This window comes from Longimicrobium terrae (assembly GCF_014202995.1).
Classification (GTDB): Bacteria; Gemmatimonadota; Gemmatimonadetes; order Longimicrobiales; family Longimicrobiaceae; genus Longimicrobium; species Longimicrobium terrae.
Genome location: NZ_JACHIA010000018.1, coordinates 95,272 through 120,941, shown reverse-complemented (window position 1 = coordinate 120,941; position 25,670 = coordinate 95,272). Strand labels below are relative to the sequence as shown.

Below are 25,670 nucleotides of genomic sequence, written 5' to 3'. Positions count from 1 at the left end.
CGGCTTTCCTCTGGGCACCGAGCAGAACTTTTTTTGGACCTGCATTTCGGATCCGCGCCAGCAAACGACCACTTTTTTAGCGCCCTGCTAGGCGATGGCGCTCCTTGGGATCTAACGCCCGCGTCAGCAGTGTGCCGAATATAGTTGGCTCAACGTACTGCCAGTTTGCCTGCGCGGCGTCATGCAGTGCGGCCAAGTCGCCCGCATTCATCGGCAGGACCTCGGCATCGGCAAAGAACCGCCCGTTGAACCTAAGTAGTCTCTGCCATCCGAAAATTCCCCCTTGGTCCATCGCCTGCCACAGAGCAGTCAGGCCGCGAGTAAAATCGGTTGCGTCAGGTGTTTCTCTGTAACCTGTTGGTGTTGTGTGATTTACCCCCCCCCCCCCCCCCGATTGCCTGCAGTGCCGTTTGGAACGGTTTTCCTTGTAGTAGTCCTACGTCTTCGGCAAACATGGTAAACACGCAGCGCATGAGGAACCGCGCAACGCGTTCGCCGTCCAGGCCCCGCCCTTCCAGCGAGGCGGAGCGCTTGGCCAGCCGCTCGGCGACCTCGCGCGTCACCACGCGGCCGCGGATGGCGGGATTCAGCGAATCCGGATCGTTCCATACGGTGCGCAGGAACTCGATGTCGTCGTCGCGCTGCCAAAGCGTGCGCAGGTCGATGCGGCGGGACGCGTTCACGCCGCCATAGTTGCCGCTCCAACGATCCCACACCAGCAGGGTGCGCGCGATGTTCATCACCATCAGGTACGGCGGCGGCGCGTGCGGGACGTCACCCGCGTAGCCCTTGGCTTGTCCGTACGCCGCGCCCAGCACGCGGTCCGCGCCCAATCCCGCGTCGGTGTGCTTGGCCTCCAGAATGAACCGGCCCTGGTGATACAGGTCGATGAAGTTTGTCGCGTCCTTGCCCGTGCGCCGGTCGGTGGTGGTGACCGGGTACTCGAATTCGTACCCCGACCCGCGTGGCTGCGGGAGCGCCACGCCCAGCGCGGCGCAGAACTCGGTGGCGTACGACTGAAAGTTCGCGCGCTCGGCGGCGGGAACGGCGTCCCACTTTTCAGCGAGGGCGCGCAGGACGGGGCTTTGTGGATGCACGAATGTAGGTCGCTGAAGAGGATGTGGCTGGCTGGCGCAAGAGCCAGGTCGGGTCGGTAACGGCGATTCGCCCTGACAGAAGGGTGGCGGGGGGCGTCGAAGCAATTCTACCGCTGCTGGACTCCAGTGCTACGGGCGTTCGAACACCACCCAGCCGGACTCACGATCCTGGTTCAGATCCGTGACGCGGAACCCTGTGGCCATCCACGCGGCCGCATGCCGACGATTGCTTGTATCCGATGGATTGCTCCACCAAGCGCGGTGCGTAAACGCCGATTGTGGGAGGGGCACACCGATCATATCGACGATTTCCGAAAAAGTCATCCTGACTCTGCCAGCCTGCTGCGCTTGGAGGTGAATCCGCAGAGACTCGAATTTACCCGCCAACGCCTGGTCCCGGACTCTCTTCGGGGACGAAGGCGAGGGCTTAGCGGACGGCGCTTGCTCGTCCAAAGAGATGCCGTTGGATGGAAGTCGCTGGACCGCTTCGGCGAGCGCGGCGGGACCGGGGCAGGGTAGCGCGGTCCAGTTGTGCCTGAAGATGCGCACGAATTCCCGCGGAACGTCTTGCGCCGCGATGAACCCGGTTCCCGGAAGTCCGGACTTCTTGCTCACGACCAGCGCAGTCAGGGCGGGAAGCTTGTTGAGCAGGCAATACGACTGGATCGGTTCGAGAACGCCGCCCACCCCCGGTGTCGCCATCCCCGTAAGCTGCGCGATCATCTCATAGGTCAGCGTCTGGCGATTTCGCGCGGCGTGCACCAGGAGCGGCCAGATCTGCCATGCGCGGTCAACCAGGTTCATGGACTCTTCGCCTTTGTTCTTCATGCTGCCTTCTTCCTGTTAGTCGTGGTCCGGGACCAATCATTGAGTGTGTCGGGATCGTTCCGGACAGTTTACGGCCATCGGGGTCGCGGCGCTTGCCGGGCGCGTTATATTCCGGGTTTCGCGCTTATCCGCCGCCCCGCGCGGCGTTGTCGTCATCAGATCGGTCGATGAAGAACTTTCCCGAGCTTCCCCCGTCGGTCAACGCGCTGGAAGAAGAGGTCCTGGGCCGCTGGACGGCCGAGGACACCTTTCGCCAGAGCCTGGAGCGCACCCAGGACGGCGAGCCCTTCGTGTTCTTCGAGGGCCCGCCCACGGCCAACGGCCGCCCCGGCATTCACCACGTTTTTTCGCGCACCATCAAGGACGCCGTCGCGCGCTTCCGCACCATGCAAGGGCGTCACGTTCCGCGCATCGCGGGGTGGGACACGCACGGCCTGCCGGTGGAGATCGAGGCGGAAAAGAAGCTGGGGATCAGCGGCAAGCGCGAGATCGAGGAAATCGGCATCGCCCGCTTCAACGAGGTGTGCCGCGAAAGCGTGCTCACCTACACCGAAGAGTGGGAACGCTTCAGCGCGCGCATCGGCTACTGGCTGGACTACTCGCGCCCGTACGTCACCTATCAGCCGGAATACATCGAGTCCGTCTGGTGGCTGCTCAAGCAGATCAGCGAGTGCGGCCTGTTCTACAAGGGCCACAAGGTGCTGCCGTACTGCCCGCGCTGCGGCACCGGCCTGTCGTCGCACGAGCTGGCGCTGGGCTACAAGGACGTAAAGGACCCGTCGCTCTACTTCACCGCCCCCATCCTGGGCGCGGACGGCGAGCCGGACGGCCGCGAGTTCCTGGTGTGGACCACCACGCCGTGGACCGTCGTCAGCAACGTGGCGCTCGCCGTCAACGCGGAGTTCGAGTACGCGGAAGTGCTGCACGAGGAGCGGAGCTACGTGCTGGCCCGCGCCCGCGTGGCGCCCCTGTTCGGCTCGGAAGAAGGGATCGTCCGCACCTTTTCCGCCTCGGAACTGGTCGGATTGCGCTACCGCCGGCCGCTGGACTGGGCGAACCCCGTCGGCTTCGCGGACGAGGTGGTGGACCGCGCGTGGAAGGTGTATCCCGCCGAGTGGGTGACGGCGGAGGACGGCACCGGCATCGTGCACACGGCTGTCGCCTTCGGCGCGGACGACTACAAGCTGGGGCAGGAGGTCGGCCTGCCGATCATCATGCCGCTGGACGACCGCGGGCGCTTCAAGGAAGGCATCCCGCTGGTCGCGGGTGTGTTCGCCAAGGACGCGGATACCGATCTCGTCATCGAACTCAAGCGCCTGGGCCGCGTGTTCCGCTCGTCGCGCGAGGAGCACAGCTATCCGCACTGCTGGCGTTGCGGAAGCCCGCTGCTGTACATGGCGCGCGATTCGTGGTTCATCCGCACCACGCAGGTGCGCGAGCAGATGATGGCGAACAACGCCGAAATCCGCTGGTTCCCGCCCGAGGTGGGCGCCGGCCGGTTCGGCGAGTGGCTGGAAAACAACGTGGACTGGGCCATCAGCCGCAACCGCTTCTGGGGCACGCCGCTCCCCGCGTGGGTGTGCGAGACGGATCCGTCGCACGTTTACTTCATCGGTTCGTTCGATGAACTGCGCGAGAAGAGCGGGCTGGCCGAGCTTCCCGATCCGCATCGCCCGTACGTCGATGAGGTGACGTTCCCGTGCGAGTGCGGCGGGACGATGCGGCGCACGCCCGAAGTGATCGACGTGTGGTTCGACAGCGGCGCCATGCCCTTTGCGCAGCACCACTATCCGTTCGAGAACAAGGATCTGCAGGAGCGCCAGTTTCCCGCGGACTTCATCTGCGAGGGCGTGGACCAGACGCGCGGATGGTTCTACTCGCTGCTGGCCATCAGCACGCTGCTGGGCCGCGGCCCGGCGTACCGCAACGTGGTCGTCAACGACCTGGTGCTGGACGCCGCCGGGCAGAAGATGAGCAAGTCGCGCGGCAACACGGTCAATCCGGCCGAAGCCGTCGAGCAGTTCGGCGCGGACGCCATTCGCTGGTACCTGCTGGGCTCGTCGCACCCGTGGCTGCCCAAGCGCTTTGATCCGGACGGCGTAAAGGACGTGCAGCGCAAGACGTTCGACACGCTGCGCCAGACGTACCGCTTCTTTGCGCTGTATGCGAATCTGGAGGGATTTTCGGCCGATGCGGAGGTTCCCGCGCCGGCCGATCGCGGCGTGCTGGACCGCTGGCTCCTGTCGCGCCTGGCGAGCGTGACGGCGGAGGTGACGGCGGATCTGGAGGGCTACAATCTGACGCACGCCGTGCGCGCGGTGAGCGACTTCGTCACGGACGACCTTTCCAACTGGTACGTGCGCCGTTCGCGCGACCGCTTCTGGGGGAGCGCGGACCGGGCGGACACGCAGGCCGCGTTCGCCACGCTGCGCACCGCGCTGGTGACCACGGCGCAGCTGATGGCGCCCGTCGCCCCGTTCCTGTCGGAGTGGCTGCACACCGCCCTCACCGGCGAATCCGTGCACCTCTCCTCCTTTCCCGCCGTGGACGCGGGCGCGAGGGATGAACAGCTGGAGCGCGGGATGAACGCCGTCCGCACGCTCTCCACCCTGGGCCGGGCCGCGCGCGAGCAGGTGAGCATCCGCGTCCGCCAGCCGCTGGGGACCGTGTACGCCGTCGTGCCGGACGGATATGAGGTGGACGACACGCTGCTCGGCATTCTTCGGGACGAGTTGAACGTGCACGCGGTGGAGTTCATGCATCGCGCCGAAGAGCTGGTGACCTTCAGCGCGCGGCCCATCTTCAAGGCCCTCGGCGCCGCGTTCGGCAAGCGGACGCCGCGGGTGGGTGACGCCGTGCGCGCGCTGGCGTCAGATGCGCTCTCCGCCTTCCGCCGCGGCGAGCGGCTCACGGTGACGGTGGATGGCGAGGAGCTGGAGATCACCGGCGAGCACCTGGAGATCGTGCAGGGCGCGCGCGGCGCGTTCGCCATCGCGGCGGAGGGCGGCTTCACCATCGCGCTCGATCCCACCCTCACGCCGGAGCTGCGGCTGGAGGGACTGGCGCGCGAACTCGTCAACCGCGTGCAGAACCTGCGCAAGGAAAGCGGGTTCCACGTCAGCGACCGCATCAGCCTGGGAATCTTTGGCGATGGGGAGATCCTGGACGTGGCCGAGCGCTGGGGCGACTTCGTGGCGGGAGAAGTTCTAGCCGTCGAGGTGGAGCACGGCAGCGTCGTCGAATTCGAGCGGTACGAGGCTTCGCGCGAGATTGACCTGGACGGCGTCACGGGAACGGTGGCCATCGGCCGCGTGGGCGACAAGGACTGAGGATGGCAGAACCGATCACCGCCGGCACTCCGGCGGACGAGGCGCGCAGGAAGACGACGCTGTACCTGACGCTGGTGGTGGCCTGGATCCTTCTGGACCAGGCCACCAAGGTGCTGGTGCAGAGCAAGCTGCGGCTGTACAGCCCGGTGCCCGTGCTGGGCGACTTCTTTCGCTTGACGTACATCTACAACCCCGGCGCGGCCTTCGGGCTGCACCTGGGCGGATGGTCGCGCATTGCCTTCAGCATTCTGCCCGTGCTGGCGTCGGTGGCGCTGTACCGCATGTACCAGCAGTCCGCGTGGAGCGACCGACTGCGGATGATCGCCATTCCGCTGGTGACCGGCGGGGCGATCGGCAACCTGATCGACCGCATCCGCTCGTCGCGCGGGGTGGTGGACTTTCTGGACTTCGGCCTGGCGGGGCACCGCTGGCCGGTGTTCAACGTGGCCGACATCGGGGTGACGGTGGGCGCGCTGCTGCTGGCCGTGTCGCTGTGGCGCGAAGAGCAGAAACTGGAAGCAGAAGGCGACGTTGCCGCGACCTGAGGACGACGAAGTAACCGAGTTCATCGCCGGCGACGAGGCGGGCGACCGGCTGGACGCTTGGCTGGCGGCCCGACTGGGCCTTTCGCGCAGCCGCGTGGAAAAGCTGATCGAGGAGGGCCGCGTGCTGCTGAACGGCGCGCCTCCCCGCAAGCGCGACCGCCCCGTGCCGGGCGACCGCGTGCAGGTGCGCGTTCCGCCGCCCGCCGCGTCGCCGATGGGCGCGGAAGACATTCCGCTCTCCATCGCCTATCAGGACGACGACCTGCTGGTCATCGACAAGCCGCCCGGGCTGGTGGTCCACCCCGCGCCGGGGAACGCGGACGGCACGCTGGTGAACGCGCTCCTTCACGCCGTGCGCGACCTGTCGGGAATCGGCGGGGTGCTGCGGCCGGGGATCGTCCATCGTCTGGACCGCGACACGTCGGGGCTGATGGTGGTCGCCAAGACGGACGACGCGCACCAGGCCCTTTCCGACGAACTGCGCGCGCGCCGGGTGAAGCGGTTGTACCTGGCCGCGGCGTGGGGGCACCTGCCGGAAGACGCCATGCTGGTGGATGCGCCCATCGGCCGGCACCCGCACGAGCGGACGCGGATGGCCGTGGTCCCTGACGGCCGCGTGGCGCGGACCCGCTTCACGCGGGTGGAGCGGTGGCGCGCGGCGGACCTCGTTCGCGCGGAGCTGGAAACGGGGCGCACGCACCAGATCCGCGTGCACCTGCGCCACATCGGCCACCCCGTCGTCGGGGACCGCACGTACGGACCGGAGCGGCAGCGGGGCATCACCGGCGCCGACCGCATCTGGGCGGCGGGATTGACGAAGCGCGTGCCGCGCCAGTTTCTGCACGCGACCGAGCTTCGCTTCACGCATCCGCGCACGGGCGAGCCCATGACGTTCCACTCGCCGCTGCCGCCGGATCTGGCTCTGGCGGCGGAGTGGGCGCGGAAATAGAGCCCAGACCGTTTCACGCGGAGGACGCGGGGGTGGCGGAGGGGCGCGGGGGAACAGCGGGGAGGGGATGACGGAGCGAGCCACGGGGACCGGATTCCGGCGAGGAATGGAGGGGCGGACGGGCTTCCGTCGCACTCACGCACTCACGCACCCCGCACTCACGCACTTCTGTTGACCCCACCCGGCCCCCTCGCTATACTGTCCGCTCACCCATCCAGGCGCGACTTCCCGGATCCATGCTTCCAGCCCATACGCACGAAACCGCGGCCGGAGACACGGAAGTCGTGGCGCTGGAACGGATGGCGCTGCTGAGCGTCGGCGAGCACCGCTTTGCGGTGGCCATCGAACGCATCCGCGAGATCATCCCCGCCCGTGCCTATACGCCGCTTCCCGGAAGCGGCGCGCACGTGTGCGGGCTCATCAATCTGCGCGGGCGCATCGTCACGGTCGTGGACCTGGGCGCGCGCCTGCACCTGCCGCCCGCCGCGGCCAACCCGGACCACAGCATCGTCATCGTGGACCACCGGGGCAGGCTCGCCGGACTGGCGGTGGACGACGTGTCCCGGATCGTCGATGTAGACCCGGCGGCGCTGGCCGACGCGGCGGATGCGCTGCGGGCCGTACGCATCGACCGGGCGTACCTGCGCGGGGTGGGAGAAACCGGCGGCCAGGTGTTCGTGGCCATCGACCCCGACGAGGTCATTTCTCCCATTCTTGCGGCCTGACCTAACCCATACCGTCCCCACCCGGACACCCAAACGGACGCCACATGAGCCAGACCGTGCTGATCTGCGACGACGCCATCTTCATGCGCACGATGATCGGCGACATCCTCTCCCAGGCGGGTTTCCAGATCGTGGGAGAGGCCGAGACCGGCGTCCAGGCGGTCGACAAGTACCGTGCGCTGCAGCCCGACCTCGTGACGATGGACATCGTGATGCCCGACATGGGCGGCATCGACGCCGTGCGCGAGATCATGAAGGACGACCCGTCCGCCAAGATCCTCATGTGCAGCGCCATGGGGCAGCAGGCACTGGTCATCGAGGCGATTCAGGCCGGCGCCAAGGACTTCGTCGTCAAGCCGTTTCAGCCCTCGCGCGTGCTCGAAGCCGTTCAGCGCGTTCTGGGCTGAACGGCGAGTGCGTGAGTGCGGGGTGCGGTAGTGCGTGAGTGAACGGCGCCCGGGAAGCTTCCCGGCGCCGTCGGCCGTATCTGATTCACCCTTCCGCACTCACGCACACAGCACTCACGCACTTCCTCCCCCATGGAACTCTCCCAGTACGCCGAGCTCTTTCTGAGCGAATCGCGCGAGCACGTCAGCGCGATCAACCACCTGCTGCTCGCGCTGGAGGCCGATCCGCGCGCCCGCGAGCCGGTGGAAGGGCTGTTCCGGGGGGTGCACACCATCAAGGGGATGTCGGCCACCATGGGCTACCGCGCCGTCGCGGATATCGCCCATGAGATGGAAAACCTGCTGGACCGCGTGCGCCTGGGCCGGGCCGTTCCCGATTCGGCCATGGTGGACGTGCTCTTTGCGGCCACCGACGCGCTGGAGCGCAGCATCGAGCACGCGGTGGAAGACGGCGAGGACGACGGCGCCGTCCTTCCCGTGGTGGCCCGCCTGCGCGAACTGGCGGGCGAATCCGCCGCCCCGGCGGAGGCCGCGCCTTCCGCCACCCCGGACGCCGGGCTTTCCGCCGCGCCCGCGGGCACGCTGCGGGTCCGCTTCACCGTCGACCCCGCCTCCGCGCTCCCCGCCGTGCGCGCCTTCATGGCCGTGCGCGCCGCGCGCGGGCTGGGCGAGGTCACGGAGCTGGACCCTTCCGAGGCCGCCATGCAGGAGGCGGACTTCAACGGCACCGTGCGCTTTCTGCTCCGCGGAGAGGCGGCGGACGCCGAGGTGGAGGCCGCCATCCGCTCCGCGGGCGAAATCCGCGACGTGGAGCTGCGCCGGGCCGCGCCGGAGCCCGCCGCCGCCGTCCATCCGCTGGACGAGGCGGACCATGCGGCGCTCGACGACGTGCTGCACGCCGAGGCGGCCGGGGGCGCGGACGACCGCGCCGGGGCCGCCGGGCGCGCGCGGAACATCCGCGTGGATCTGCGCCGGCTGGACGCGCTGGTCAACGGCGTGGGCGAGCTGGTGATCGTGCGCGACCGCATGCGGCGGCTGGCCGGGGGCGCCACGCCGGAGCTGGCGGAGGCCATCGACCAGGCCGCGCGGCTCATCGGCGAGCTGCAGGACGAGATCATGCAGGCGCGCATGGCGCCGGTGATGCAGGTGTTTGACCGCTTTCCCCGGCTGGTGCGCGACGCCGCACGGTCGCTGGGCAAGCGGGTGGACTTCGTGATCGAAGGCAAGGAGATCGAGCTCGACCGCTCCATGCTGGACGAGATCGGCGACCCCGTCGTCCACCTGCTGCGCAACTCGCTGGACCACGGCATCGAGTCCCCCGCGGACCGCCGCGCCGTGGGCAAGCCGGAAACGGGAACGCTGCGCCTGTCCGCCGCGCGCGAACGCAGCCGCATCGTCATCCGCGTCGAAGACGACGGGCGCGGAATTCAGCGCGAGCGCGTGCTGGCCAAGGCGGTGTCGCGCGGCCTCGTCACCGCGGAGGAGGCGCGGGGGATGAGCAGCGAGGACGTGGACCGCCTCATCATCCGCCCCGGCTTCAGCACGGCGGAGACGGTGACGGACGTGAGCGGGCGCGGCGTGGGGCTGGACGTGGTGGCCACGCGCGTCCGCGCCCTGGGCGGCATGCTGGAGATTGAAAGCGCGCCGGGGCAGGGCACGTCCATGACGCTGCAGCTTCCCGCCACGCTGGCCATCGTCCGCGCCCTCCTGGTGCGCCAGTCCGGCGAAACGTACGCGCTGCCGCTGACGCACGTGGGCGAAACGGTGCACCTGCTGGCGGAAGAAGTGGGCGCCGTGAAGGGGCGCACCGTCGCCTTTCTGCGCGACGAGGTGATTCCGCTGCACTCGCTGCGCACGCTCCTCCGCACGGGCGGCGAACGGCCGGAGGGAAAGCGGCCGGCGGTGATCCTGGAAGTGGGCGAGCAGCGGGTGGGGCTCGAGGTAGACCAGTTGGTGGGGCAGCAGGAGATCGTCGTCAAGGCGTTTGACGCCACGGCGGACACGCTGCGCCTGTTCAGCGGCGCCACCATTCTTTCCGACGGCCGGCCGGCGCTGATTCTGGACGCCGGCTCCCTGCTCGGCGCGGCCGCGCACGCGGCCTGACCATCAATCCGAACGACCTGAACGGACGGAGTCCGATGACGCTCGATCTGCGGGAACTGGGGGCGGTGCAGCTGGACGGGCTCCGCGAGGTGTCGAACATGGGTGCCGGCCACGCGGCCACGGCGCTCTCGCAGATGACCAACACCCGCATCATGATCAACGTCCCCCGCCTCCAGGTGGTTCCGCTGGAGGAGGTGCCGGACGCCATCGGCAGCCCCGACGAGGTGGTGGCCGCCGTGCTGATGCACATGCTGGGCGACCTTACCGGCCGCACGCTGCTCATCTTTCCGCGCAACGCGGCCATGCGGCTGGCGGAGATGCTGCTGCATCGCCCCGTCAACAGCGCGCACGTGTTCGGCGAATTGGAGCAGAGCGCCATCAAGGAGGCGGGCAACATTCTCAGCGCCGCCTACATGAACGCCATCAGCGACTTCATGGGGCTCATGCTGCTGCCCAGCGTGCCGTCCCTGGTGATCGACCTGTGCGGCGCGGTGATGACGACGGCGTACACCAACTTCGGCCACGAGCGCGACCTGGTGTTCTGCATTCAGACCGAGTTCAGCATGGACGAAACGTCGAGCGTGGCGGGGCAGTTTCTTCTGCTGCCGGACGTGGAGTCGCTGCAGAAGATTCTCGAGAGCATCCGTCTGGCCTGACGTGACGGACACCTCCGCCCCCGGCGCGGCGGTCCGCCCGCCCCACTCGGAGCGGGACCTCCGCATTCTGCGCGGCTTTGCGCAGCGCATCGACGCCGCGGACGCCGGCGCGCACAACAACCTCGGCGTCCTGTACTTCAACAAGGGGATGTACGAGGAGGCCATCGGCCAGTTCCAGCGCGCGCTGGCCATCGACGCCAAGATGCAGGTGGCCCAGCGCAACCTGGAGATCGCCTACTTCAACACCGGCTACTACGACCGGCTGATCAGCGAACTCCGCGAGCGGCTGCGCGAGGATCCCACGGATGCCGACGCGCGCCGCCGTCTTGCGCAGGCGTACGTGCACACCGGCGACGTCTCCGGCGCGGTGGCCGAGCTCAAGCGCGTGCTGGCGCAGCACCCGGGCGACCTCAGCACCCTGAGCGCGCTGGGGCAGGCGGAAAAGGCGGGCGGCCACTACGAGGCCGCCATGGAGTGGTTTGAGCAGGCCCGCCGCCTGGACCCGGAAAGCGCCTTCCTCCACTTCGCCCTGGGCGAACTCTATTACAACCGGGGTTTGAACGAAGAGGCGCTGCGCGAGCTGACGCACGCCATCGAACTCAACCCCGACCTGGCCGACGCCCACTACGTGCTCGCCTTTGTCCATGGCGACATGGGCGACATGGAGCGGGCCGGTGCCAGCTCCCGCCGCGCCACCCAGCTCAACCCCAACTACGCCAAGGCCCAGACCAACCTGTCGCTGGACCGCTACTCGTCCGCCCGCTACCTGGAGCTGGTGGGCGACCGCGTGCAGCGCCCGCAGGTGGCCGCGGGCGAGGTGCTGGCGCACTACAATCTGGGGATCGCCTTTCGTCAGAAGGCGCTGTACGAGGAGGCGCTGCGGGAGTTCAGCCGCGCGCTGGAGGCGGGGGAAGAGCCGTCGCTGACCCGCCAAGCGATGGCGGAGGTGTTTCTCCTCCAAGGGCGCGCGTCGCAGGCGCTGGATCTGTACGACCGGCTGCTGGCGGAAGACGAGCGCAGCCCCAAGCTGTGGAACGAGCGCGGCGTGTGCCTGCACCAGTCCGGCGATGTGGCCACGGCCGAGACGAGCTACCGCCGCGCGCTGGAGGCCGATCCGGCGTACTCGCTGGCGTGGAACAACCTGGGCGTCGTTCGGCTCCACCGCGGAGACCCGGACGGCGCCGAAGCGTCGTTCACCGAGGCGGTGCGGCTGCGCGCGGGTTTCGTGGACGCGTGGTGCAACCGGGGGTTGATGTACCTGCGCCGCAGCCGCCACGCCGCGGCGCTGGACGCATTCCGCGCCGCGCTGCGCGCCAATCCCGAGGCCGCGGGCGCATGGAACGGCGTGGGCGCGGTGCTGATGGAAACGCGCCGCTACGAGGAGGCGCGCAACGCCTTTGTCCGCGCGGTGGAGAGCGACCCGGACCACGCCGAAGCGCGCTACAACCTCAGCTTCGTCCTCAGCAACCTGGGCGACTTCGAGGGCGCGCTGCGGGAGACCAAGCGCGCGCTCGAGCTGAATCCGTACTACACCACGCCGCGCTACAAGCTGGCGATCGACCTGCAGTTCGAGTACGCCGAGGTGCTGGCTCCGGAACTGGACGCGGCCGAGCGCATCAGCGGCGAAGAGCGCGGCATCGAGAGCTTTACCTTCGAGGAAGGCGCCCTCGACAGCATCTTCGCCGAGCTGACGCCCGCTCCGTCCGCCGCGCCCGCGCCGGCCGCCGCGGCGGATGCCTTTGCGCTGGCGGACGATTATCTCAGCAAGGGGCTGCTGGACCGCGCGCTGGCGGAGATCCGCCGCGCGGCTGTCGGCGGCGCGGACCCCGTCCATGCCGCGCTGATGACCGCGCGCATCTTTCTGCGCCAGGGGCTGGACGGCGAGGCGCTGGAGCGGTTCGACGCCGCCACCGCGCGCCTGGGCGAGGCGGCGTGGACGGCGGACCACGCGGCCGCGTACAGCGGGCGTGCTCGCGCGCTGCTGCGCATGAACCGGCTGACGGAGGCGCGCGAGGCGGCGGAAACGGTGCGCGCCCACGAGCCGGACCATCCGGAAACGCTGCAGGTGCTGGGCGAAACGCTCCTGCTGCAGGGCGACGCGACCGAGGCCGTTCGCGTCTTTGGCCGGGCGTGCGAGATCGCCCCGGCGGATCCCTCTCTGCTGCGCCACCTGGGCCGCGCCGCGCTGGCCGCCGGACGGGCCGGGGACGCGGAGCGGGCGCTGCGCCGCGCCGTGCAGCTGGACCCGGACTTCGTGGCCGCGCGGGTGGAACTGGCCCGCCTCCTCCTTGCCGCGGACCGCGTGGAGGAGGCGATCGCCGAGTGCCACGCCGCGCTGGAGGTGCTGCCGACCTACTCCGAGGCGGCCGTCCTCCTCGCCAACGCGCTGCGCAAGGCGGCGCGCCCGGACGAGGCGGTGGGGACGCTTGTCGATCTGCTCGCGGGCGATCCGTATCACCTGGAGGCGCTGGTGCTGCTGGGCCTGGCGCTGGCGGACGGCGGCCGGCGCGAGGATGCGCGGCGCGCCTTCACCCGCGTGCTGCGGCTGGACCGCGACCGGGCGGACGCGCACTTTCACCTGGGCGGGCTGGCCGCGGGGGAGCGCCGGTTCCGCGAGGCCATCCAGCACTGGAGCGACGCCGTCAACGCCGCGCCGGACGGGCCCATGGCGGAGGCCGCGCGCGAGAACATCGCGACGGCGCTGGACGTGGCGCGGCTGTTCCGCTCCGCGCCGGCGGGAGTGTAGCGGATGGCCATTGAAGGACCGCTGCGCGAACTGGCGCTCACGGACGTCTTTCAGCTGCTGGACCTGTCGCGCAAGACGGGGACGCTGAGCATTACGCCCGAGGACCGGCGTTCGCGCCCCGCGCTCGTCCGCTTTGAGCGCGGCGCGGTGACGGCGGCGGAACTGGGGCAGGCGCACGAGCGGCTGGGCCACCTTCTGCTCCGCGCCGGCAAGGTGACGGAAACGCAGGTGGAGCAGGCGCGCCGGGCGCAGCAGTACGCGCCGGGAACGCCGCTGGGCAGCATCCTCGTGGACCAGGGCGCGGTGACGGCGGACGAGGTGCGGCGGCAGCTGCGCTTTCAGATCCAGGAAATCGTATTCGAGCTGATCCAGTGGAAGGACGGCTACTTCCGCTTTGAGGAAGGGCCCGCGCCGGAGCCGGGAAGCGTTCCCGTGCGCGTGAGCACCGAGTCGCTGCTGATGGAGGCGGCGCGGCGGGTGGACGAGTGGTCCACGCTGGAAAAGAAGATCCCGCACATGGGGGTGATTCCCGTCTTTGTGGCGGATTCGCCGGACGGGCCCACGCTGGACCTGCACCCCACCGAGTGGGAGGTGCTGGCGGAGATCGACGGCACGCGCACGCTCAAGATGATTGCCGCGTCGCTGGGGCGGGGCGACTTCGACGTGGCCAAGATCGTCTTCGGCCTGGTGTCCACCGGCGTCGCCGACATCTTGGACGAGACGGCGGAGCCCGCCCACGCGCCGCTGCCGGGCACGATGGAGCGCCCGCTGCGCGACGCGCTGGGCGAGGCGGAGCTGGCGCTGGCGGACGGCGCCGCGGACCGCGCGCGGCGGCTGCTGGACGACCTGGCCCGCGCGCATCCCGACCGTCCCGAGGTGTACACGCTCCTGGCCGAAGCGCACCGCCGGCTGGGGCGCTGGGGCGAGGTGATTCTGGCGCTGGGGCGCGCGTCGTCGCTGGACCCGCTGGCCGCCGGCGTGCATTACCAGATGGGGTTCGCCGCCGCGCGCACCGGCGACCTGAACCGCGCGCGCGACGCGTGGGACACCTACCTGCGGCTGGACGACCCCGGGGGCGCGCCGCGCGCCGCCCGCGCGCTGCGGGCCCGCGACGCCGTGGACGCGCTGCTGGCGGTGATGGACGAGGAGGGCCGGTGAGCGCGTCGCCCATGCAGGTTCGGCAGTGGAGCGAGGAAGTGGCTGCCAACCCCGGCTCGCACTCGTTCCTTTTGCTCGCCCAGGCGTACCGCGAGCAGGGCCGCCGCGACGCCGCCATGAAGCTGTGCATCCGCGGGCTGGAGCGGCACCCGGACCACGTGGACGCCCATCACCTGCTCGGCCTGCTGTACCAGGAGGCGGGGGACACGGTCAAGGCGTTCGACGAGTGGGACATCGCGCTCGCCCTGTCGCCGGACCACTTCGGGTCGCGCCGCGAGATCGGGCTGCTGAGCCACGCCCGCGGCGACTGGGGCACCGCCGTGCGCCACCTGGAGCGTGCGCTGGAGGCGGACGCGTTCGACCAGCAGGTGCGCGACGCGCTGGAAGATGCGTGGCAGCGCCAGTCCGGCCGGCCGCCCGCGCCCCGCGCCGTGGAGGCGCCCGCGCCCGCCCCGGCCGTGATCGCCGCCGCGGTGAGCGCGCCCGCTCCGCCGATCCCCGCCGCGCCGGTGGCGGAGGCGCCGCCGAGCGGGTTCGACACGATCATCCAGGAGTTCCGCGGCTTTGCGGCGGAGCGGGGGATCGCGGGGGCGCTGCTGCTGGACGACCAGGGCTTCGTGCTGGCGGGCGAGATCAGCGTGGACGGAATCGACCGCGGGCCGGACGTGGCGGCCGTGCTCTCCGGCGCATCGCCGGAAGCGGAGCGGGCGCTGCGCCACCTGGGGCTGGGCGCGTGGAAGGGCATCCTGGTGGAGACGCCGGAAGCGATTGTCCGTCTCGCCCCCGCGGGGGATGGGCTGGTCGCGGTCGCGGGGACGCGGCAGGTGCCCACGGGATGGGTGCTGCGCGTGGCCGGCCGCGCGCGCGACGCCGCGCTTCGCTTTCTGGACGAGGGAGGCGGGGCGTGAGCGCGTATCGCGACATGCTGCACCGCATCAACCGCATCCCCGGCGTGCGCGGCTCCATGATCGTGGCCGCGGAAGACGGGCTGATCGTGGAAGAGGACCTGATGGTGGGCGTGCCCGGCCCGGCGGCGGCGGCCCTCGTCGCCTCGCTCTTCCGCCGCGCGCGGCGGTCCGTCTCCACGGCGGAGTTCGGGAGCGCCGCGTACATGCAGGTGGAGGGGGATGACGGGCTGCTGTTCGCCGCCGCCCCGCCGCAGCTGGGCGACCTGCTGCTCGTGGTGATCGCCGACAGCCGGGTGAACGTGGGGCTGGTGCGGCTGGAAGCGCAGAAGGTGGTCGAGGCGCTGGGATGAGGCGCACCGATCTGCCCGAGTTCGTCGGGGCGCTGGAGGCGCCGGTGGAGCGCTTTGCCCGCGAGGCGGGGCTGCGGCTGGTGCTGCTCATCAACGAAAGCGGCCAGGTGCTTGCGCAGCGCGGCTTTGCGCGGGCGCTGGACGTCATGGGCGTGGCCTCGCTGGGCGCCGGCATCCAGGCGTCGTCGCAGGCGCTGGCGGTGATGCTGGGGGAGCGGGGCTTTTCGCACCTGCACCAGGGGGGCGCGGCGTCGCAGGTGTTCATCGGCCCGTTCCGCACCCCGGCCGAAAACCTGATCGTGATCGCGGTGTTCGGCGAAGATTCGTCCCTGGGGCTGGTGCAGGTCTTCTTCGGGGAATTCACCGGCGAGGTGTCGCGCCTGCCGGGATGGAGCGCCGTCCGTCCCACGTCCGACGCCCGCGCCTTTGAGCGCGACCTGAACGCCGGGCTTGAAAATCTGTTCGGCGGCGCGTCCGCCTGACCGCCATCTGAGGCCCCATGTCGCTGGTCAACTACAGCACCCGCGAAATCACGTCCAAGATCGTGTACTACGGTCCCGGGCGCAGCGGAAAAACGACCAATCTGCAGTACATCCACGGCCAGGTGCCGGAGGAGCGACGTGGCCGCATGGTTTCGCTGGCCACGGAAACGGACCGCACCCTGTTCTTTGACTTTCTGCCGCTGGAACTGGGGACGATTTCCGGGTTCCAGACGCGGTTTCAGCTGTACACGGTGCCGGGGCAGGTGTACTACGACGCCACCCGCAAGCTGGTGCTGCAGGGCGCGGACGGCGTCGTCTTCGTGGCCGACAGCCAGCGGGCGCAGCGGGAGGAGAACGTGGAAAGCTTCCGCAACCTGCAGGTGAACCTGCTGGAGCAGGGGGTGGATCCGCGTACGATCCCCATCGTCATCCAGTACAACAAGCGCGACCTGCCGGACGTGATGTCGCTGGATGAGATGGATGACCTGCTGAACTACCGCGACCTGCCGCGCTTCGAGGCGCGGGCGCTGAGCGGGGGCGGGGTGTTCGATACGCTCAAGGGGATCAGCGAAGTCGTCCTCCGCCGCCTGTCGCAGCGCTTTGGCCGCGGCGTGAGCGACGCGGTGTAGCCGACGGCGGTCGCGGACGGAACGGCGGCCCCCACCCGGGCTCGTACTACTCGCCCACCCTCCCCAAAAAAGACTGGGGGAGGGTTGATCGAGGCGGCGGGTCCGGTGCGCGGCGCGGAAACCGAAGCAGCCGCGGGGTCCGTTGAGCGAATGAATCCGCCGCTCAAACAGCGGAAACCCCCGACTCGCGGCCGCTGACGCGTCCACGATCGGGGCTTCAACGGCTCGGCAGATCGCCCACCGTGCTGTGACTGGCCTCCGCGATCAGGTCTCCCTTTCTCCCGCGGAGCGGGGGAGAGGGCCGGGGAGAGGGGGCCTCTCCGCGCGGACGGCACCATCCGAAGCGCTGCGATACGCCGTTCTCCCTCTCCGTGCGTCTGTTTGCACGGGGAGGGTCGGGGAGGGGCCCGCGAGGTGTCAGGCGCGAGCCGAACCCCGACCCCGCGCCGAACGGCTCCCCCTCGCCCGCTTGCGGGAGAGGGGGTTGGGGGGAGAGGGGTGCCTCGGCATGCGCCAAGCTCCGTCGAACCTCACGTCCTTTTCTGCGCCCGCTCCGCCGCGCAACGCGCAAAGCCCCGGCACGACGCGCCCGCGCGACGGCCGGGGCTTCGACGCCCCAAGGGAGCCGCGTGCCCACCTGTGGCGGGTCGCGGCCGGTTTCCCTCGGCGCGCCCGTCCGTTACCTTGCATGGCCAAAGCCCCCGCCATCGCAGCCATGAATTTTTCGCAGGACCCGCGCTTCACCTTCGACACCTTTGTCGTCGGCCCCGGCAACCGGATGGCCGCGGCCGCCGCGCGCCGTGCGGCCGAGCAGCCGCGCACCGCGTACAACCCGCTGTTCATCCACGGCGGCCCCGGCACCGGCAAGACGCACCTGCTGCAGTCCGTGGGCGCGCTGGCCCTGGCGCTGCGGCCGGAGCTGCGCGTGCTGTACCTGACCGCCGACGGCCTGGTGGACCGCGTGTCCGCCGCCGTGGGCGCGGGCACGGTGGACGCGCTGCGCGAACAGCTGCTGGACGCCGACCTCGTCCTCATCGACGAGGCGCACCAGCTGGCCGGCCGCGCGCGCACGCAGGAAGAGCTGCTGGCCGTGTGGAACGAGCTGGAAACGCAGGCGCAGATCGTCATCGCCGCCGAGGGCCTCACTCCCGACCTGCCCGGCGTGGACGACGCCCTGCGCGCCCGCTTCATCCACGGGCTCGCCGTTGACCTCCCCGCGGCCGAGGCGGACGCACGGCCGGAGATCGCGCGGCGGGCGGCGGAGCAGCGCGGCATCACCCTGCAGGGCGACGCGGCGGAGCAGATCGCCCGGCTCACCGGGGACGGCGCGGCGGGGCTCATCGCCGCGGTGGAACGCGTGGGCGCGGCGCAGACGGAGCGCGGCGGCACGCTGGCGGGCGACGAACTGGCCGGCGTGGCGAAGCCGCACTCCGGCTCCGCGCACACGATGGACGAGTTCAGCGCCTTCCTCTCCGACATCTCCGCCACCGTGGAGGAGATCGTGGAGACGGCGCCGTGGCGGCGGCGCCTGGCGGAAAGCATTCTGCGCTGGGAGGGCGAGGGCGTGCGCACCCGCCGCCTGGAGGTGGCGCTGGAGGCCGACACCGCGCCGGACCTGGACGCGCTGCTGCAGTCGTTCGATGACGACGTGGCGCGGCTGCGGCTGATCGCCGCCGACCTGGAAGCGCTGGCCGCGGATTCCGCCAAGTCGCCCGTCCTGCGCGATCCCGACCGCGTGGGCGAGGCCGAGGCGCTGCTGGTGAGCGCCCGCGCATCCGCGGAGCGCAAGGCGGAAGAGGTGGAGCGCGCGCGCCCGCAGGTGGACCGCTGGTACTTCAACGCCGAAAAGACGGCGCTGAACTGGCTGGCGCTGGAAGACCGCGTGCTGGAGGAGCTGGCCTGAGATGGCGATCAAGGGAAACCTCAGGGAAGCGAGCCTTCCGGACGTGCTGCAGCTGCTGGCCATGGGGCAGAAGACCGGCTGCCTTTCGCTGACGGACCGCAGCAACTTCGGCTACGTCTACTTCGACCGCGGCCGCATCACCTACGCATCCATCGTCAACCGGCGTGACCGGCTGGGCGACCTGCTGGTCAAGAACGGCCTGGTGGCCCCGCAGGCGCTCGCGTCGGCCATCGACGAGCAGGGGCGCGACCCGCGCAGCCGCCTGGGCGAAATCCTCATCCGCCAGGGCGCGCTCACCCGCGAGCAGCTGGAGCAGTACATCCGCATCCAGATCGAAGAAGCGGTCTACTACCTCTTCACTTGGACGCAGGGCACCTTCAACTTCGAGGCGGAGCAGCGCCCGGAAGAAGGCGCCATGCTGGTCTCCATCAACCCCGAAAACCTCCTTCTCGAAGGCGCCCGCCGCATCGACGAGTGGAGCCTGATCGAAAAGAAGATCCCCTCCCTCGACCTCGTCTTCGAGGTGGACCGGGCCAAGCCGGTCGCGGGCGTCGAGCTCAGCGAGGAGCAGCGCAAGATCCTGCCGCTGGTGGACGGCAAGCGCAGCGTGCAGGAGCTGATCGACGAGTCGGGGATGGTGGAGTTCGACGTGGGCAAGGCGCTGTTCGGGCTGATCCAGGCCGGATTCGCGCACCCCGTCGGTCGGAGGCAGGCGCAGGTGAAGGAGGTGCCGCAGGCGCGCATCGACGAGCACCGCAACCTGGGGATCGCCTTCTACAAGACGGGGATGTACGATGAGGCCACGCGCGAATTCCGCCGCGTCGCCGAGCTGCAGCCCCGCAACCTGGACGCCCGCTTTCACCTGGCCCTCATCGGGCTGCGCAAGGGCGACGACCGCTTCGCGCTCCGCTACCTCAAGGAAGTCGTCGAACTCGGCGGATCGCGCGCGGGCGTGTTTCAGGCGATGTCGCTGTCGCTGGAGCGGCTGGGGCGGCTTCCGGATGCCCGCTTCGCCAGCGACGAAGCCGTTCGTCTTGCCCCCACGCGTCCGCAGGTGCTGCTGTCGCGCGCCATCCTGATGCTCAAGTCGGGCGACGTGGAAAAGGCGGGCGAGGCGTTCACCAGGTACCGCGAGGTGCTGGGCGAGCGGCGCGCGCCGGCCTCGTACTACGCCTTTGCCATCCTCTGCCACGCCAGCACCGGCGGGGTGGACCAGGCTCTGAAGCTGGGCGAGGAAGGGATCGCGCTGCATCCGCACTCCGCGCCCGTGCACCTGCACCTGGGCGCCGTGCAGGAGCGCAAGGGCGACTGGGAGCGCGCGGAGGCGCTGTACCGCCGCGCCACGGAGGAGGACCGCGACTCCGCCCCGGCACAGAAGGCGCTGGGCGACGCGCTGTACCGCCGCGGTGCCTACGACGAAGCGGCCGAGTCGTACGGCCGCGCCGTGCGGCTGAACCCGCGCCTGGGCGACGACGTGTACTTTCGCATGGGCAACATCCACTACAAGCGGATGGAGCGCACGCAGGCGGTGGAGCTGTGGCGCCGCGCACTGGAGCTGAACCCGCAGAACTCCGTGGTGCGCACCAACCTGGAGCTGGTGGAGAGCGTTCTGAGATGAGTACGCCGCAACCGGGCTTCAGCCTTCCCATGGAGGGCGATGACGAGGAACTGGAGAAGCTGAAGCGCAAGATCGAGCGCGACCGCGGCTTCAACTGCCAGTTCTACAAGGAAAAGTGCCTGCGCAGGCGCATCGCCGTGCGCATGCGCGCGCGCGGGCAGCAGACGTTCGCGGAGTACTCGGCGCTGCTGGACCGCGACGCGGGGGAGTACGACCATCTCCTGGACACGCTGACCATCAACGTCACCAAGTTCTTTCGCAACGCCGAAACGTGGGCGGCCATCCAGGAGCAGGTGCTGCCCACGCTCTTTGAGGGGCGCGGCCCGGTCAGGGTGTGGAGCGCCGGTTCCGCCAGCGGCGAGGAGGCGTACACCTGCTCCATGCTTACCCGCGCCTGGCTGGCGGGGCAGGGGCGGGCGGCGGAGGCATCGCGCCTGCAGATCACGGGAACGGACATCGACCGGCGCAGCCTGGACGCCGCCCGCTTGGGCGAGTACCCGGACCTGTCCATGGGAGAAACACCGCCGGAGATGCTGAGCCGGTGGTTCACCGGCGGGCCGCCGTGGACGCTGCGCCCCGAGCCCCGGCAGAACGTGACGTTCGAGCGGCGCGACCTCATCAGCGGCGAGCCGCTGAGCGGGCAGCAGCTCATCTTCTGCCGCAACGTGGTGATCTACTTTGACCGCGACATCCAGGAACTGCTCTTCAAGCGCTTCTACGACGCGCTGGCGCCTGGCGGCTTTCTGGTGATGGGCAAGGTGGAGACGCTGATCGGCGAGGCGCGGCTCCTGTTCAAGCCCATCAACAACCGCGAGCGCATCTTTCGCAGGCCGCCCGCATGAACCGCAGCAACGCGACGTACGTAAAGGTGGCGCAGCACGCGGTGGGCGGAGCTGACGACCTGCTGGTGACGCTGGGGCTGGGCTCCTGCGTGGCCATCATGCTGCACGACGCCGACGCGCGGGTGGGCGGCATGGCGCACGTGCTGCTGCCCGAGCCCGCGCTTTCGCGCGACCGCAGCAACGAAAGCAAGTTCGCCAGCACCGCCGTTCCCCTGCTGGTGCAGGAGATGGCCCGCCGCGGCGCGCGCCCGGGACGCCTCAAGGCGCGCCTCGTCGGGGGCGCGGCCATGTTCCAGACGCTCATGGTCCCCGGCTCGCTCAACATGGGCGAGCGCAACATCCGCGCGTCGCGCGAGGCGCTGCACAAGGCGGGCATCCCCATTCTAGGCGAAGAGGTGGGGGGAGACTACGGCCGCTCGGTGCGCTTCGCCATCGGACCGGGCACCACCATCGTGAGCTCCGTGGGAAGGTCCGATGTCGCCCTCTGAGCGGCGGACGCACACGGTGCTGGTGGTGGACGACAGCGCCTTCATGCGCCGCGTCATCACCGACATCCTTTCGCGCACGGACGAGTTCCGCGTGGTGGGCACGGCGCGCGACGGGCACGACGCGCTGCGCAAGATCCACCAGCTGGACCCCGACCTGGTGACCATGGACGTGGAGATGCCCGGGCTGGACGGGCTGGCCGCGCTGGGGTACATCATGAGCGAGACGCCGCGCCCCGTGGTCATGCTTTCCGCCTACACCACCGAGCGGGGCGAGGCCACCATGCGCGCGCTGGACTACGGCGCGGTGGATTTCGTCGCCAAGCCTTCCGGCACCATCTCGCTGAACCTGGACACGGTCAGCGACCGCCTGCTGGACGCCCTGCGCGCCGCGGCCTCGGCCAACCTGTCCGTCCTGCCGATGCGGATGGGGCGCCGCGCCGCCGCCCTCCCCGCGCCCGCGCCGCTTCCGGGAATGCCCGGCGGGAGCGCGTCCATGCCTGTGGCCCCCCCGCTGGCCCCGGGGACGGAGCGCGAGCCGGCGGCGCCCGCGCCCGTGCCGCGCACCGGGGTGTCGGCGGAACGGGTAGTGGTGATCGCCGCGTCCACGGGCGGCCCGCGCGCGCTGACGGAAATCATCCCCCGCCTGCGGGCCCCGCTGGGCGCCGCCGTGCTCGTGGTGCAGCACATGCCGCCGCGCTTTACCCGCACGCTGGCGGAGCGGCTGGACGGAATGGGCGGCCTTCCCGTCTCCGAGGCGGTGGATGGGGAGACGGTGCGCGCGGACCACGTCTACCTGGCCCCGGGGGACTACCACATGCGCGTCGTCCGCGACGCCCGCGGCGTGCGGATCGCGCTGGACCAGGAGCCGACGGTCTGGGGCGTGCGCCCCGCGGCGGACCCGCTGTTCCGCAGCGCCGCGGAGGTGTTCGGCGGGCGGACGGTGGGTGTGGTGCTCACGGGGATGGGCAAGGACGGCGCGGAGGGATTGGGCGCCGTCGTACGCGCCGGCGGGCTGGGGATCGCGCAGGACCGGGCCACGTCGGTGATCTTTGGAATGCCCGCCGCCGCCGCCCGCACCGCGGACCAGGTGCTGCCGCTGGACCAGATTTCCGCCGGGATCGAACGAGGTGTCGACGCGCGCGCCGCGGTGACGGCCCCGGCGGGCGAGGAGGCGCGGTGAGCGCGGCGGAGACGGTGCTGGACTTCCGCGGCTGGCTGGCGCGGGGCGAAGGTGCGCAGGTGGTCGTCTTTCGCTTGGGCGGCGAACTGCACGGCTGCGACATCCGCCTGGTGGAGGAGGTGGTGACGAAGCAGCGCATCCACCCCCTTCCCGACGTCCCCGCGCACCTGTTGGGGATGATGCTGCTGCGCGGCGAAATGGTGCCGGTGGTGGACGTGTCCGCCGCGCTGGCGCTGCCGCTGACGGCGGAGCAGCCCCCCGTGCTGGTGGCGGGGCTGGGCGAGGCGCGCATCGGCGTGGCGGTGGACGCGGTGTTCGAGGTGCTGGACATTCCCGCGGAGTCGCTGCGTCCCGCGCCGTACACCGGCGGCGACCGCGACGCGTACGTGGTGGCGGTGGCCCGCATGCCGGCGGGACTGGTGACCCTGATCGACCTCGCGGAGATCCTTCGCGAACGGACCACGCTGGAAACCGGGGAGCAACCGTGAGGAACGTGCGTCAGGCGGCGGTGCCGCAGGTGCAGCTGGTCACCTTTCAGGTAGGGGGCGAGGAGTTCGGGCTGGACGTGTTCGCCGTCCACGAAATCCTTCGCTGGCAGGCGGTTACGCCGGTGCCGCGCGCGCCCGCGTTTGTGGAGGGGGTGCTGGACGTGCGCGGCTCCGTGGTGCCCGTGGTGGACCTGCGCCGCCGCTTCGAGGTGCCGGACGTGGCGTACACGGACGAAACGCGCATCGTGCTCGTCGATTTTTCCGGCGAGCGGCTGGGGCTGGTGGTGGACAGCGTGACAGAGGTGCTGCGCGCGCCGGAGACCTCGGTATCCGCCCCGCCCGCGTACATCCGTGGGCTGGCCGCGGAGTTCATGCGCGGGATCGTTCGCCACGAGGGCCGGCTCATCATCCTCATGGACCTGGACCGCATCCTGACCAGCGAGGAGCGCATCGCCCTGGGTGATGCGCTGGCGCCGGCGGGCGAGGCGGACGCGGGCGCATGACCACCCGGGAGTGGATGGACGCGCTGGAAGCCCGCTTCGGGCGCATCGAGGGCGAGCTGGGGCAGGTGGCCGCGGGCGACCGCGAGCGCCTGCGGGGCGAGATCGTGGGGCTGTTCCGCGAAACGGAAACGGCCATCGAGGAGCTGACCGCCTTCAAGGAGCGCATCCGCGGGCTGGTGGAGCGCTACAAGCAGCTTCCCGCGCCGGCGCCGGCGGCCCCGGCTCAGGCGCTGGTGAGCGACCACATCGGCAGCAGCACCTACATCGAGCGCGGATGGAGCGCCATCGCCAGCGGCGACGCCAAGCGCGCGGTCAAGGAGCTGGAGCGCGCGCTGGAGCTGGCGCCCAACGATCCGCACGCCGAAAGCCTGCTGGGGTGGGCGCAGATGCTGCGCGAGCAGTACGACGACGCGCTGATGACCTACTACAAGGTCATGATGCGCGATCCCGACAACCCGCTGGCCCGGGTGAACCTGGGGTACATCTGCCTCAAGAAGGGGATCTTTGGCGAGGCGATCGAGCACCTGTCGCGCGCCATCCGCCAGCAGACGGACCGCAAGGCGCAGCTGTATGCCCACTTCTACATGGGGCTGGTATACCTGGACCGCGAGATGTTCGAGGACGCGCGCGGCTTCTTTCACCAGGCGCTGGAGCTGGGCCCCAACATGCTGGAGTCGTGGTGGGAGATCGGCCGCACGTACTACCTGGAGGGGAACAACGAAGCCGCCGCCCAGGCCTGGAGCCGCGGGCACCAGACCAACCGCTTCAACCTGTGGGGCGAGCGGTGCGGCAAGGCGCTGGCCCAGTTGAACGCGGGGCAGCCCGTCTCCTTTCAGAACTGACTTCCCCAACGCGGCGCCTCCCCGGCGCCGCATTTTCGTTTGCCGCCACCCGGCGCTCGCCGGGTTTTCTCCCGCGTCGTTCCTCGCGTCTCCGCGCCGCGCTCCCATCGGGCCAGCCGTGGTGCCAGCTTGTCCGGAGCGCCATTTCCCCCTTGCGCGCAGAGTCCAGTTTGATCATCGTTGATCCGTGCAAACGAAACGGAGATGACGCATGAATCTGCACAAGCTGGTCAGATACCGACGCCACGAGGCCGACACGCCGCTCTTCAGCGGTCACGTCGCTCGCAAGTACCGCCGCCCCCAGCCGGAGCCGCCGGAAGAGGTGTTCCGGGAGACGCTGCTCGCGGCCTTTGATGCAATCCGGGGAATGGAGATTGACGACGTGTTTCCCGCCAACCAGACGGCGAATGTCGAACTACGTGATTGACACGCAGCTGTACGTCCGAGCGATCCGGAACAGGGCGGAGTACGAGAAGCTGCGGGCATTCACATCAGCCTTTTCGCCCTCCGTGTACCTGTGTTCGGTGGTCGCGCAGGAGTTGCTTGCCGGTTCGCGCCCGGAGGAAAAGCGCGAACTGATGCGGACGTACATCGAGCCATTCGAAGATCTGGGGCGGACCGTGGTGCCGACCCACTGGGAATGGCGCAAGGCGGGGACGGTGCTGAACGGCCTTCGCGCGCGGGGGTACACGATCACGGCCGCATTCACGAACGACGTCCTGATCGCCTGCACCGCGAACCAGATTGGTGCGGAGGTCATTCACGACAACTTCCGCGACTACCACGCCATCCAGCAGCTTGTCCGGTTTCGACACCGGACGGGGTACCCGACCCGGGACGCGGAAGCCGCCGCTCCGACCGCAGGCTAGGCGGTGGCTCGCGATCCTGACCGCC

At 70.0% G+C, this 25,670-nt stretch carries 25 protein-coding genes; 23 read left to right on the top strand and 2 right to left on the bottom strand.

The features are described 5' to 3' along the window. Window positions 1–335: 335 nt before the first annotated feature. Both HNQ61_RS22025 and HNQ61_RS22020 read right to left on the bottom strand, forming a co-directional pair. Entirely contained in the window at window positions 336–1,097 is a 762-nt protein-coding gene (locus HNQ61_RS22025; protein WP_170035428.1) for a type IIL restriction-modification enzyme MmeI, read from the bottom strand. Between the two features lie 129 nt (window positions 1,098–1,226). Beyond that, window positions 1,227–1,925, bottom strand: coding sequence for a DUF7662 domain-containing protein (locus HNQ61_RS22020; RefSeq protein WP_170035429.1), 699 nt, complete (start codon window positions 1,923–1,925; stop codon window positions 1,227–1,229). 167 nt (window positions 1,926–2,092) lie between these two features. Between HNQ61_RS22020 and ileS the strand changes: the two genes are divergently transcribed. From ileS to HNQ61_RS21905, 23 genes are all read left to right on the top strand, one after another. Beyond that, window positions 2,093–5,254: an isoleucine--tRNA ligase gene (gene ileS, locus HNQ61_RS22015; RefSeq protein ID WP_170035430.1), complete on the top strand. Its 3,162-nt coding sequence runs from the start codon at window positions 2,093–2,095 to the stop codon at window positions 5,252–5,254. Between the two features lie 2 nt (window positions 5,255–5,256). Continuing rightward, on the top strand, window positions 5,257–5,799 hold the full coding sequence (gene lspA / locus HNQ61_RS22010) for a signal peptidase II (RefSeq protein ID WP_170035431.1): 543 nt from the start codon (window positions 5,257–5,259) through the stop codon (window positions 5,797–5,799). Further along, window positions 5,786–6,748, top strand: a complete 963-nt coding sequence (locus tag HNQ61_RS22005) for an RluA family pseudouridine synthase (RefSeq protein WP_205761622.1) — start codon at window positions 5,786–5,788, stop codon at window positions 6,746–6,748. Before lspA ends, HNQ61_RS22005 begins: the two co-directional genes overlap by 14 nt. A gap of 236 nt (window positions 6,749–6,984) precedes the next feature. Next, window positions 6,985–7,473, top strand: a complete 489-nt coding sequence (locus tag HNQ61_RS22000; RefSeq protein ID WP_170035432.1) for a chemotaxis protein CheW — start codon at window positions 6,985–6,987, stop codon at window positions 7,471–7,473. Window positions 7,474–7,517: 44 nt separating this feature from the next. Next, on the top strand, window positions 7,518–7,880 hold the full coding sequence (locus HNQ61_RS21995) for a response regulator (protein ID WP_170035433.1): 363 nt from the start codon (window positions 7,518–7,520) through the stop codon (window positions 7,878–7,880). A gap of 132 nt (window positions 7,881–8,012) precedes the next feature. Then, the gene (locus HNQ61_RS21990) at window positions 8,013–9,983 is read left to right on the top strand and encodes a chemotaxis protein CheA (protein ID WP_170035434.1); all 1,971 of its coding nucleotides are present in this window, start codon (window positions 8,013–8,015) and stop codon (window positions 9,981–9,983) included. A gap of 35 nt (window positions 9,984–10,018) precedes the next feature. After that, window positions 10,019–10,639, top strand: a complete 621-nt coding sequence (locus HNQ61_RS21985; RefSeq protein WP_170035435.1) for a chemotaxis protein CheC — start codon at window positions 10,019–10,021, stop codon at window positions 10,637–10,639. A 1-nt stretch (window position 10,640) separates the two neighbouring features. Continuing rightward, the gene (locus HNQ61_RS21980; protein ID WP_170035436.1) at window positions 10,641–13,385 is read left to right on the top strand and encodes a tetratricopeptide repeat protein; all 2,745 of its coding nucleotides are present in this window, start codon (window positions 10,641–10,643) and stop codon (window positions 13,383–13,385) included. A 3-nt stretch (window positions 13,386–13,388) separates the two neighbouring features. Further along, entirely contained in the window at window positions 13,389–14,543 is a 1,155-nt protein-coding gene (locus HNQ61_RS21975) for a DUF4388 domain-containing protein (protein ID WP_170035437.1), read from the top strand. Further along, a complete protein-coding gene (locus HNQ61_RS21970) occupies window positions 14,540–15,451 on the top strand; it encodes a tetratricopeptide repeat protein (RefSeq protein ID WP_170035438.1) in 912 nt (303 codons plus the stop codon). Before HNQ61_RS21975 ends, HNQ61_RS21970 begins: the two co-directional genes overlap by 4 nt. Next, complete coding sequence (locus HNQ61_RS21965; RefSeq protein ID WP_170035439.1) at window positions 15,448–15,801, top strand: roadblock/LC7 domain-containing protein; 354 nt, start codon at window positions 15,448–15,450, stop codon at window positions 15,799–15,801. Before HNQ61_RS21970 ends, HNQ61_RS21965 begins: the two co-directional genes overlap by 4 nt. Further along, complete coding sequence (locus tag HNQ61_RS21960; protein WP_170035440.1) at window positions 15,798–16,283, top strand: roadblock/LC7 domain-containing protein; 486 nt, start codon at window positions 15,798–15,800, stop codon at window positions 16,281–16,283. Before HNQ61_RS21965 ends, HNQ61_RS21960 begins: the two co-directional genes overlap by 4 nt. Window positions 16,284–16,300: 17 nt before the next feature. After that, window positions 16,301–16,912: a GTP-binding protein gene (locus HNQ61_RS21955; protein ID WP_170035441.1), complete on the top strand. Its 612-nt coding sequence runs from the start codon at window positions 16,301–16,303 to the stop codon at window positions 16,910–16,912. Window positions 16,913–17,627: 715 nt separating this feature from the next. Continuing rightward, a complete protein-coding gene (locus HNQ61_RS21950; protein ID WP_170035442.1) occupies window positions 17,628–18,815 on the top strand; it encodes a DnaA/Hda family protein in 1,188 nt (395 codons plus the stop codon). A gap of 1 nt (window position 18,816) precedes the next feature. Further along, a complete protein-coding gene (locus HNQ61_RS21945) occupies window positions 18,817–20,433 on the top strand; it encodes a DUF4388 domain-containing protein (RefSeq protein ID WP_170035443.1) in 1,617 nt (538 codons plus the stop codon). After that, the gene (locus HNQ61_RS21940) at window positions 20,430–21,275 is read left to right on the top strand and encodes a CheR family methyltransferase (protein ID WP_170035444.1); all 846 of its coding nucleotides are present in this window, start codon (window positions 20,430–20,432) and stop codon (window positions 21,273–21,275) included. Before HNQ61_RS21945 ends, HNQ61_RS21940 begins: the two co-directional genes overlap by 4 nt. Further along, window positions 21,272–21,763, top strand: a complete 492-nt coding sequence (locus tag HNQ61_RS21935; protein ID WP_170035445.1) for a chemotaxis protein CheD — start codon at window positions 21,272–21,274, stop codon at window positions 21,761–21,763. The genes HNQ61_RS21940 and HNQ61_RS21935 overlap by 4 nt, the downstream gene beginning before the upstream one ends. Next, complete coding sequence (locus HNQ61_RS21930) at window positions 21,750–22,943, top strand: protein-glutamate methylesterase/protein-glutamine glutaminase (RefSeq protein WP_170035446.1); 1,194 nt, start codon at window positions 21,750–21,752, stop codon at window positions 22,941–22,943. Before HNQ61_RS21935 ends, HNQ61_RS21930 begins: the two co-directional genes overlap by 14 nt. Next, window positions 22,940–23,431: a chemotaxis protein CheW gene (locus HNQ61_RS21925; RefSeq protein ID WP_170035447.1), complete on the top strand. Its 492-nt coding sequence runs from the start codon at window positions 22,940–22,942 to the stop codon at window positions 23,429–23,431. Before HNQ61_RS21930 ends, HNQ61_RS21925 begins: the two co-directional genes overlap by 4 nt. Then, window positions 23,428–23,934 carry a chemotaxis protein CheW gene (locus HNQ61_RS21920; protein ID WP_170035448.1) on the top strand — a complete coding sequence of 169 codons (507 nt, stop codon included), beginning with the start codon at window positions 23,428–23,430 and terminating at the stop codon, window positions 23,932–23,934. The genes HNQ61_RS21925 and HNQ61_RS21920 overlap by 4 nt, the downstream gene beginning before the upstream one ends. After that, the gene (locus HNQ61_RS21915) at window positions 23,931–24,776 is read left to right on the top strand and encodes a tetratricopeptide repeat protein (protein ID WP_170035449.1); all 846 of its coding nucleotides are present in this window, start codon (window positions 23,931–23,933) and stop codon (window positions 24,774–24,776) included. Before HNQ61_RS21920 ends, HNQ61_RS21915 begins: the two co-directional genes overlap by 4 nt. 211 nt (window positions 24,777–24,987) lie before the next feature. Beyond that, window positions 24,988–25,203 (top strand): hypothetical protein, encoded by a 216-nt coding sequence (locus tag HNQ61_RS21910; protein ID WP_170035450.1) that lies wholly within the window; start codon window positions 24,988–24,990, stop codon window positions 25,201–25,203. Then, complete coding sequence (locus HNQ61_RS21905) at window positions 25,184–25,645, top strand: type II toxin-antitoxin system VapC family toxin (RefSeq protein WP_170035451.1); 462 nt, start codon at window positions 25,184–25,186, stop codon at window positions 25,643–25,645. The genes HNQ61_RS21910 and HNQ61_RS21905 overlap by 20 nt, the downstream gene beginning before the upstream one ends. Window positions 25,646–25,670 lie beyond the last annotated feature (25 nt).

Bases quoted from the DNA above. Each gene is read 5' to 3' on its own strand.
- HNQ61_RS22020 (WP_170035429.1), bottom strand. From the start codon at position 1,925: ATGAAGAACAAAGGCGAAGAGTCCATGAACCTGGTTGACCGCGCATGG.
- ileS (WP_170035430.1), top strand. From the start codon at position 2,093: ATGAAGAACTTTCCCGAGCTTCCCCCGTCGGTCAACGCGCTGGAAGAA.
- lspA (WP_170035431.1), top strand. From the start codon at position 5,257: ATGGCAGAACCGATCACCGCCGGCACTCCGGCGGACGAGGCGCGCAGG.
- HNQ61_RS22000 (WP_170035432.1), top strand. From the start codon at position 6,985: ATGCTTCCAGCCCATACGCACGAAACCGCGGCCGGAGACACGGAAGTC.
- HNQ61_RS21995 (WP_170035433.1), top strand. From the start codon at position 7,518: ATGAGCCAGACCGTGCTGATCTGCGACGACGCCATCTTCATGCGCACG.
- HNQ61_RS21990 (WP_170035434.1), top strand. From the start codon at position 8,013: ATGGAACTCTCCCAGTACGCCGAGCTCTTTCTGAGCGAATCGCGCGAG.
- HNQ61_RS21985 (WP_170035435.1), top strand. From the start codon at position 10,019: ATGACGCTCGATCTGCGGGAACTGGGGGCGGTGCAGCTGGACGGGCTC.
- HNQ61_RS21975 (WP_170035437.1), top strand. From the start codon at position 13,389: ATGGCCATTGAAGGACCGCTGCGCGAACTGGCGCTCACGGACGTCTTT.
- HNQ61_RS21960 (WP_170035440.1), top strand. From the start codon at position 15,798: ATGAGGCGCACCGATCTGCCCGAGTTCGTCGGGGCGCTGGAGGCGCCG.
- HNQ61_RS21955 (WP_170035441.1), top strand. From the start codon at position 16,301: ATGTCGCTGGTCAACTACAGCACCCGCGAAATCACGTCCAAGATCGTG.
- HNQ61_RS21950 (WP_170035442.1), top strand. From the start codon at position 17,628: ATGAATTTTTCGCAGGACCCGCGCTTCACCTTCGACACCTTTGTCGTC.
- HNQ61_RS21945 (WP_170035443.1), top strand. From the start codon at position 18,817: ATGGCGATCAAGGGAAACCTCAGGGAAGCGAGCCTTCCGGACGTGCTG.
- HNQ61_RS21940 (WP_170035444.1), top strand. From the start codon at position 20,430: ATGAGTACGCCGCAACCGGGCTTCAGCCTTCCCATGGAGGGCGATGAC.
- HNQ61_RS21935 (WP_170035445.1), top strand. From the start codon at position 21,272: ATGAACCGCAGCAACGCGACGTACGTAAAGGTGGCGCAGCACGCGGTG.
- HNQ61_RS21930 (WP_170035446.1), top strand. From the start codon at position 21,750: ATGTCGCCCTCTGAGCGGCGGACGCACACGGTGCTGGTGGTGGACGAC.
- HNQ61_RS21915 (WP_170035449.1), top strand. From the start codon at position 23,931: ATGACCACCCGGGAGTGGATGGACGCGCTGGAAGCCCGCTTCGGGCGC.
- HNQ61_RS21910 (WP_170035450.1), top strand. From the start codon at position 24,988: ATGAATCTGCACAAGCTGGTCAGATACCGACGCCACGAGGCCGACACG.
- HNQ61_RS21905 (WP_170035451.1), top strand. From the start codon at position 25,184: ATGTCGAACTACGTGATTGACACGCAGCTGTACGTCCGAGCGATCCGG.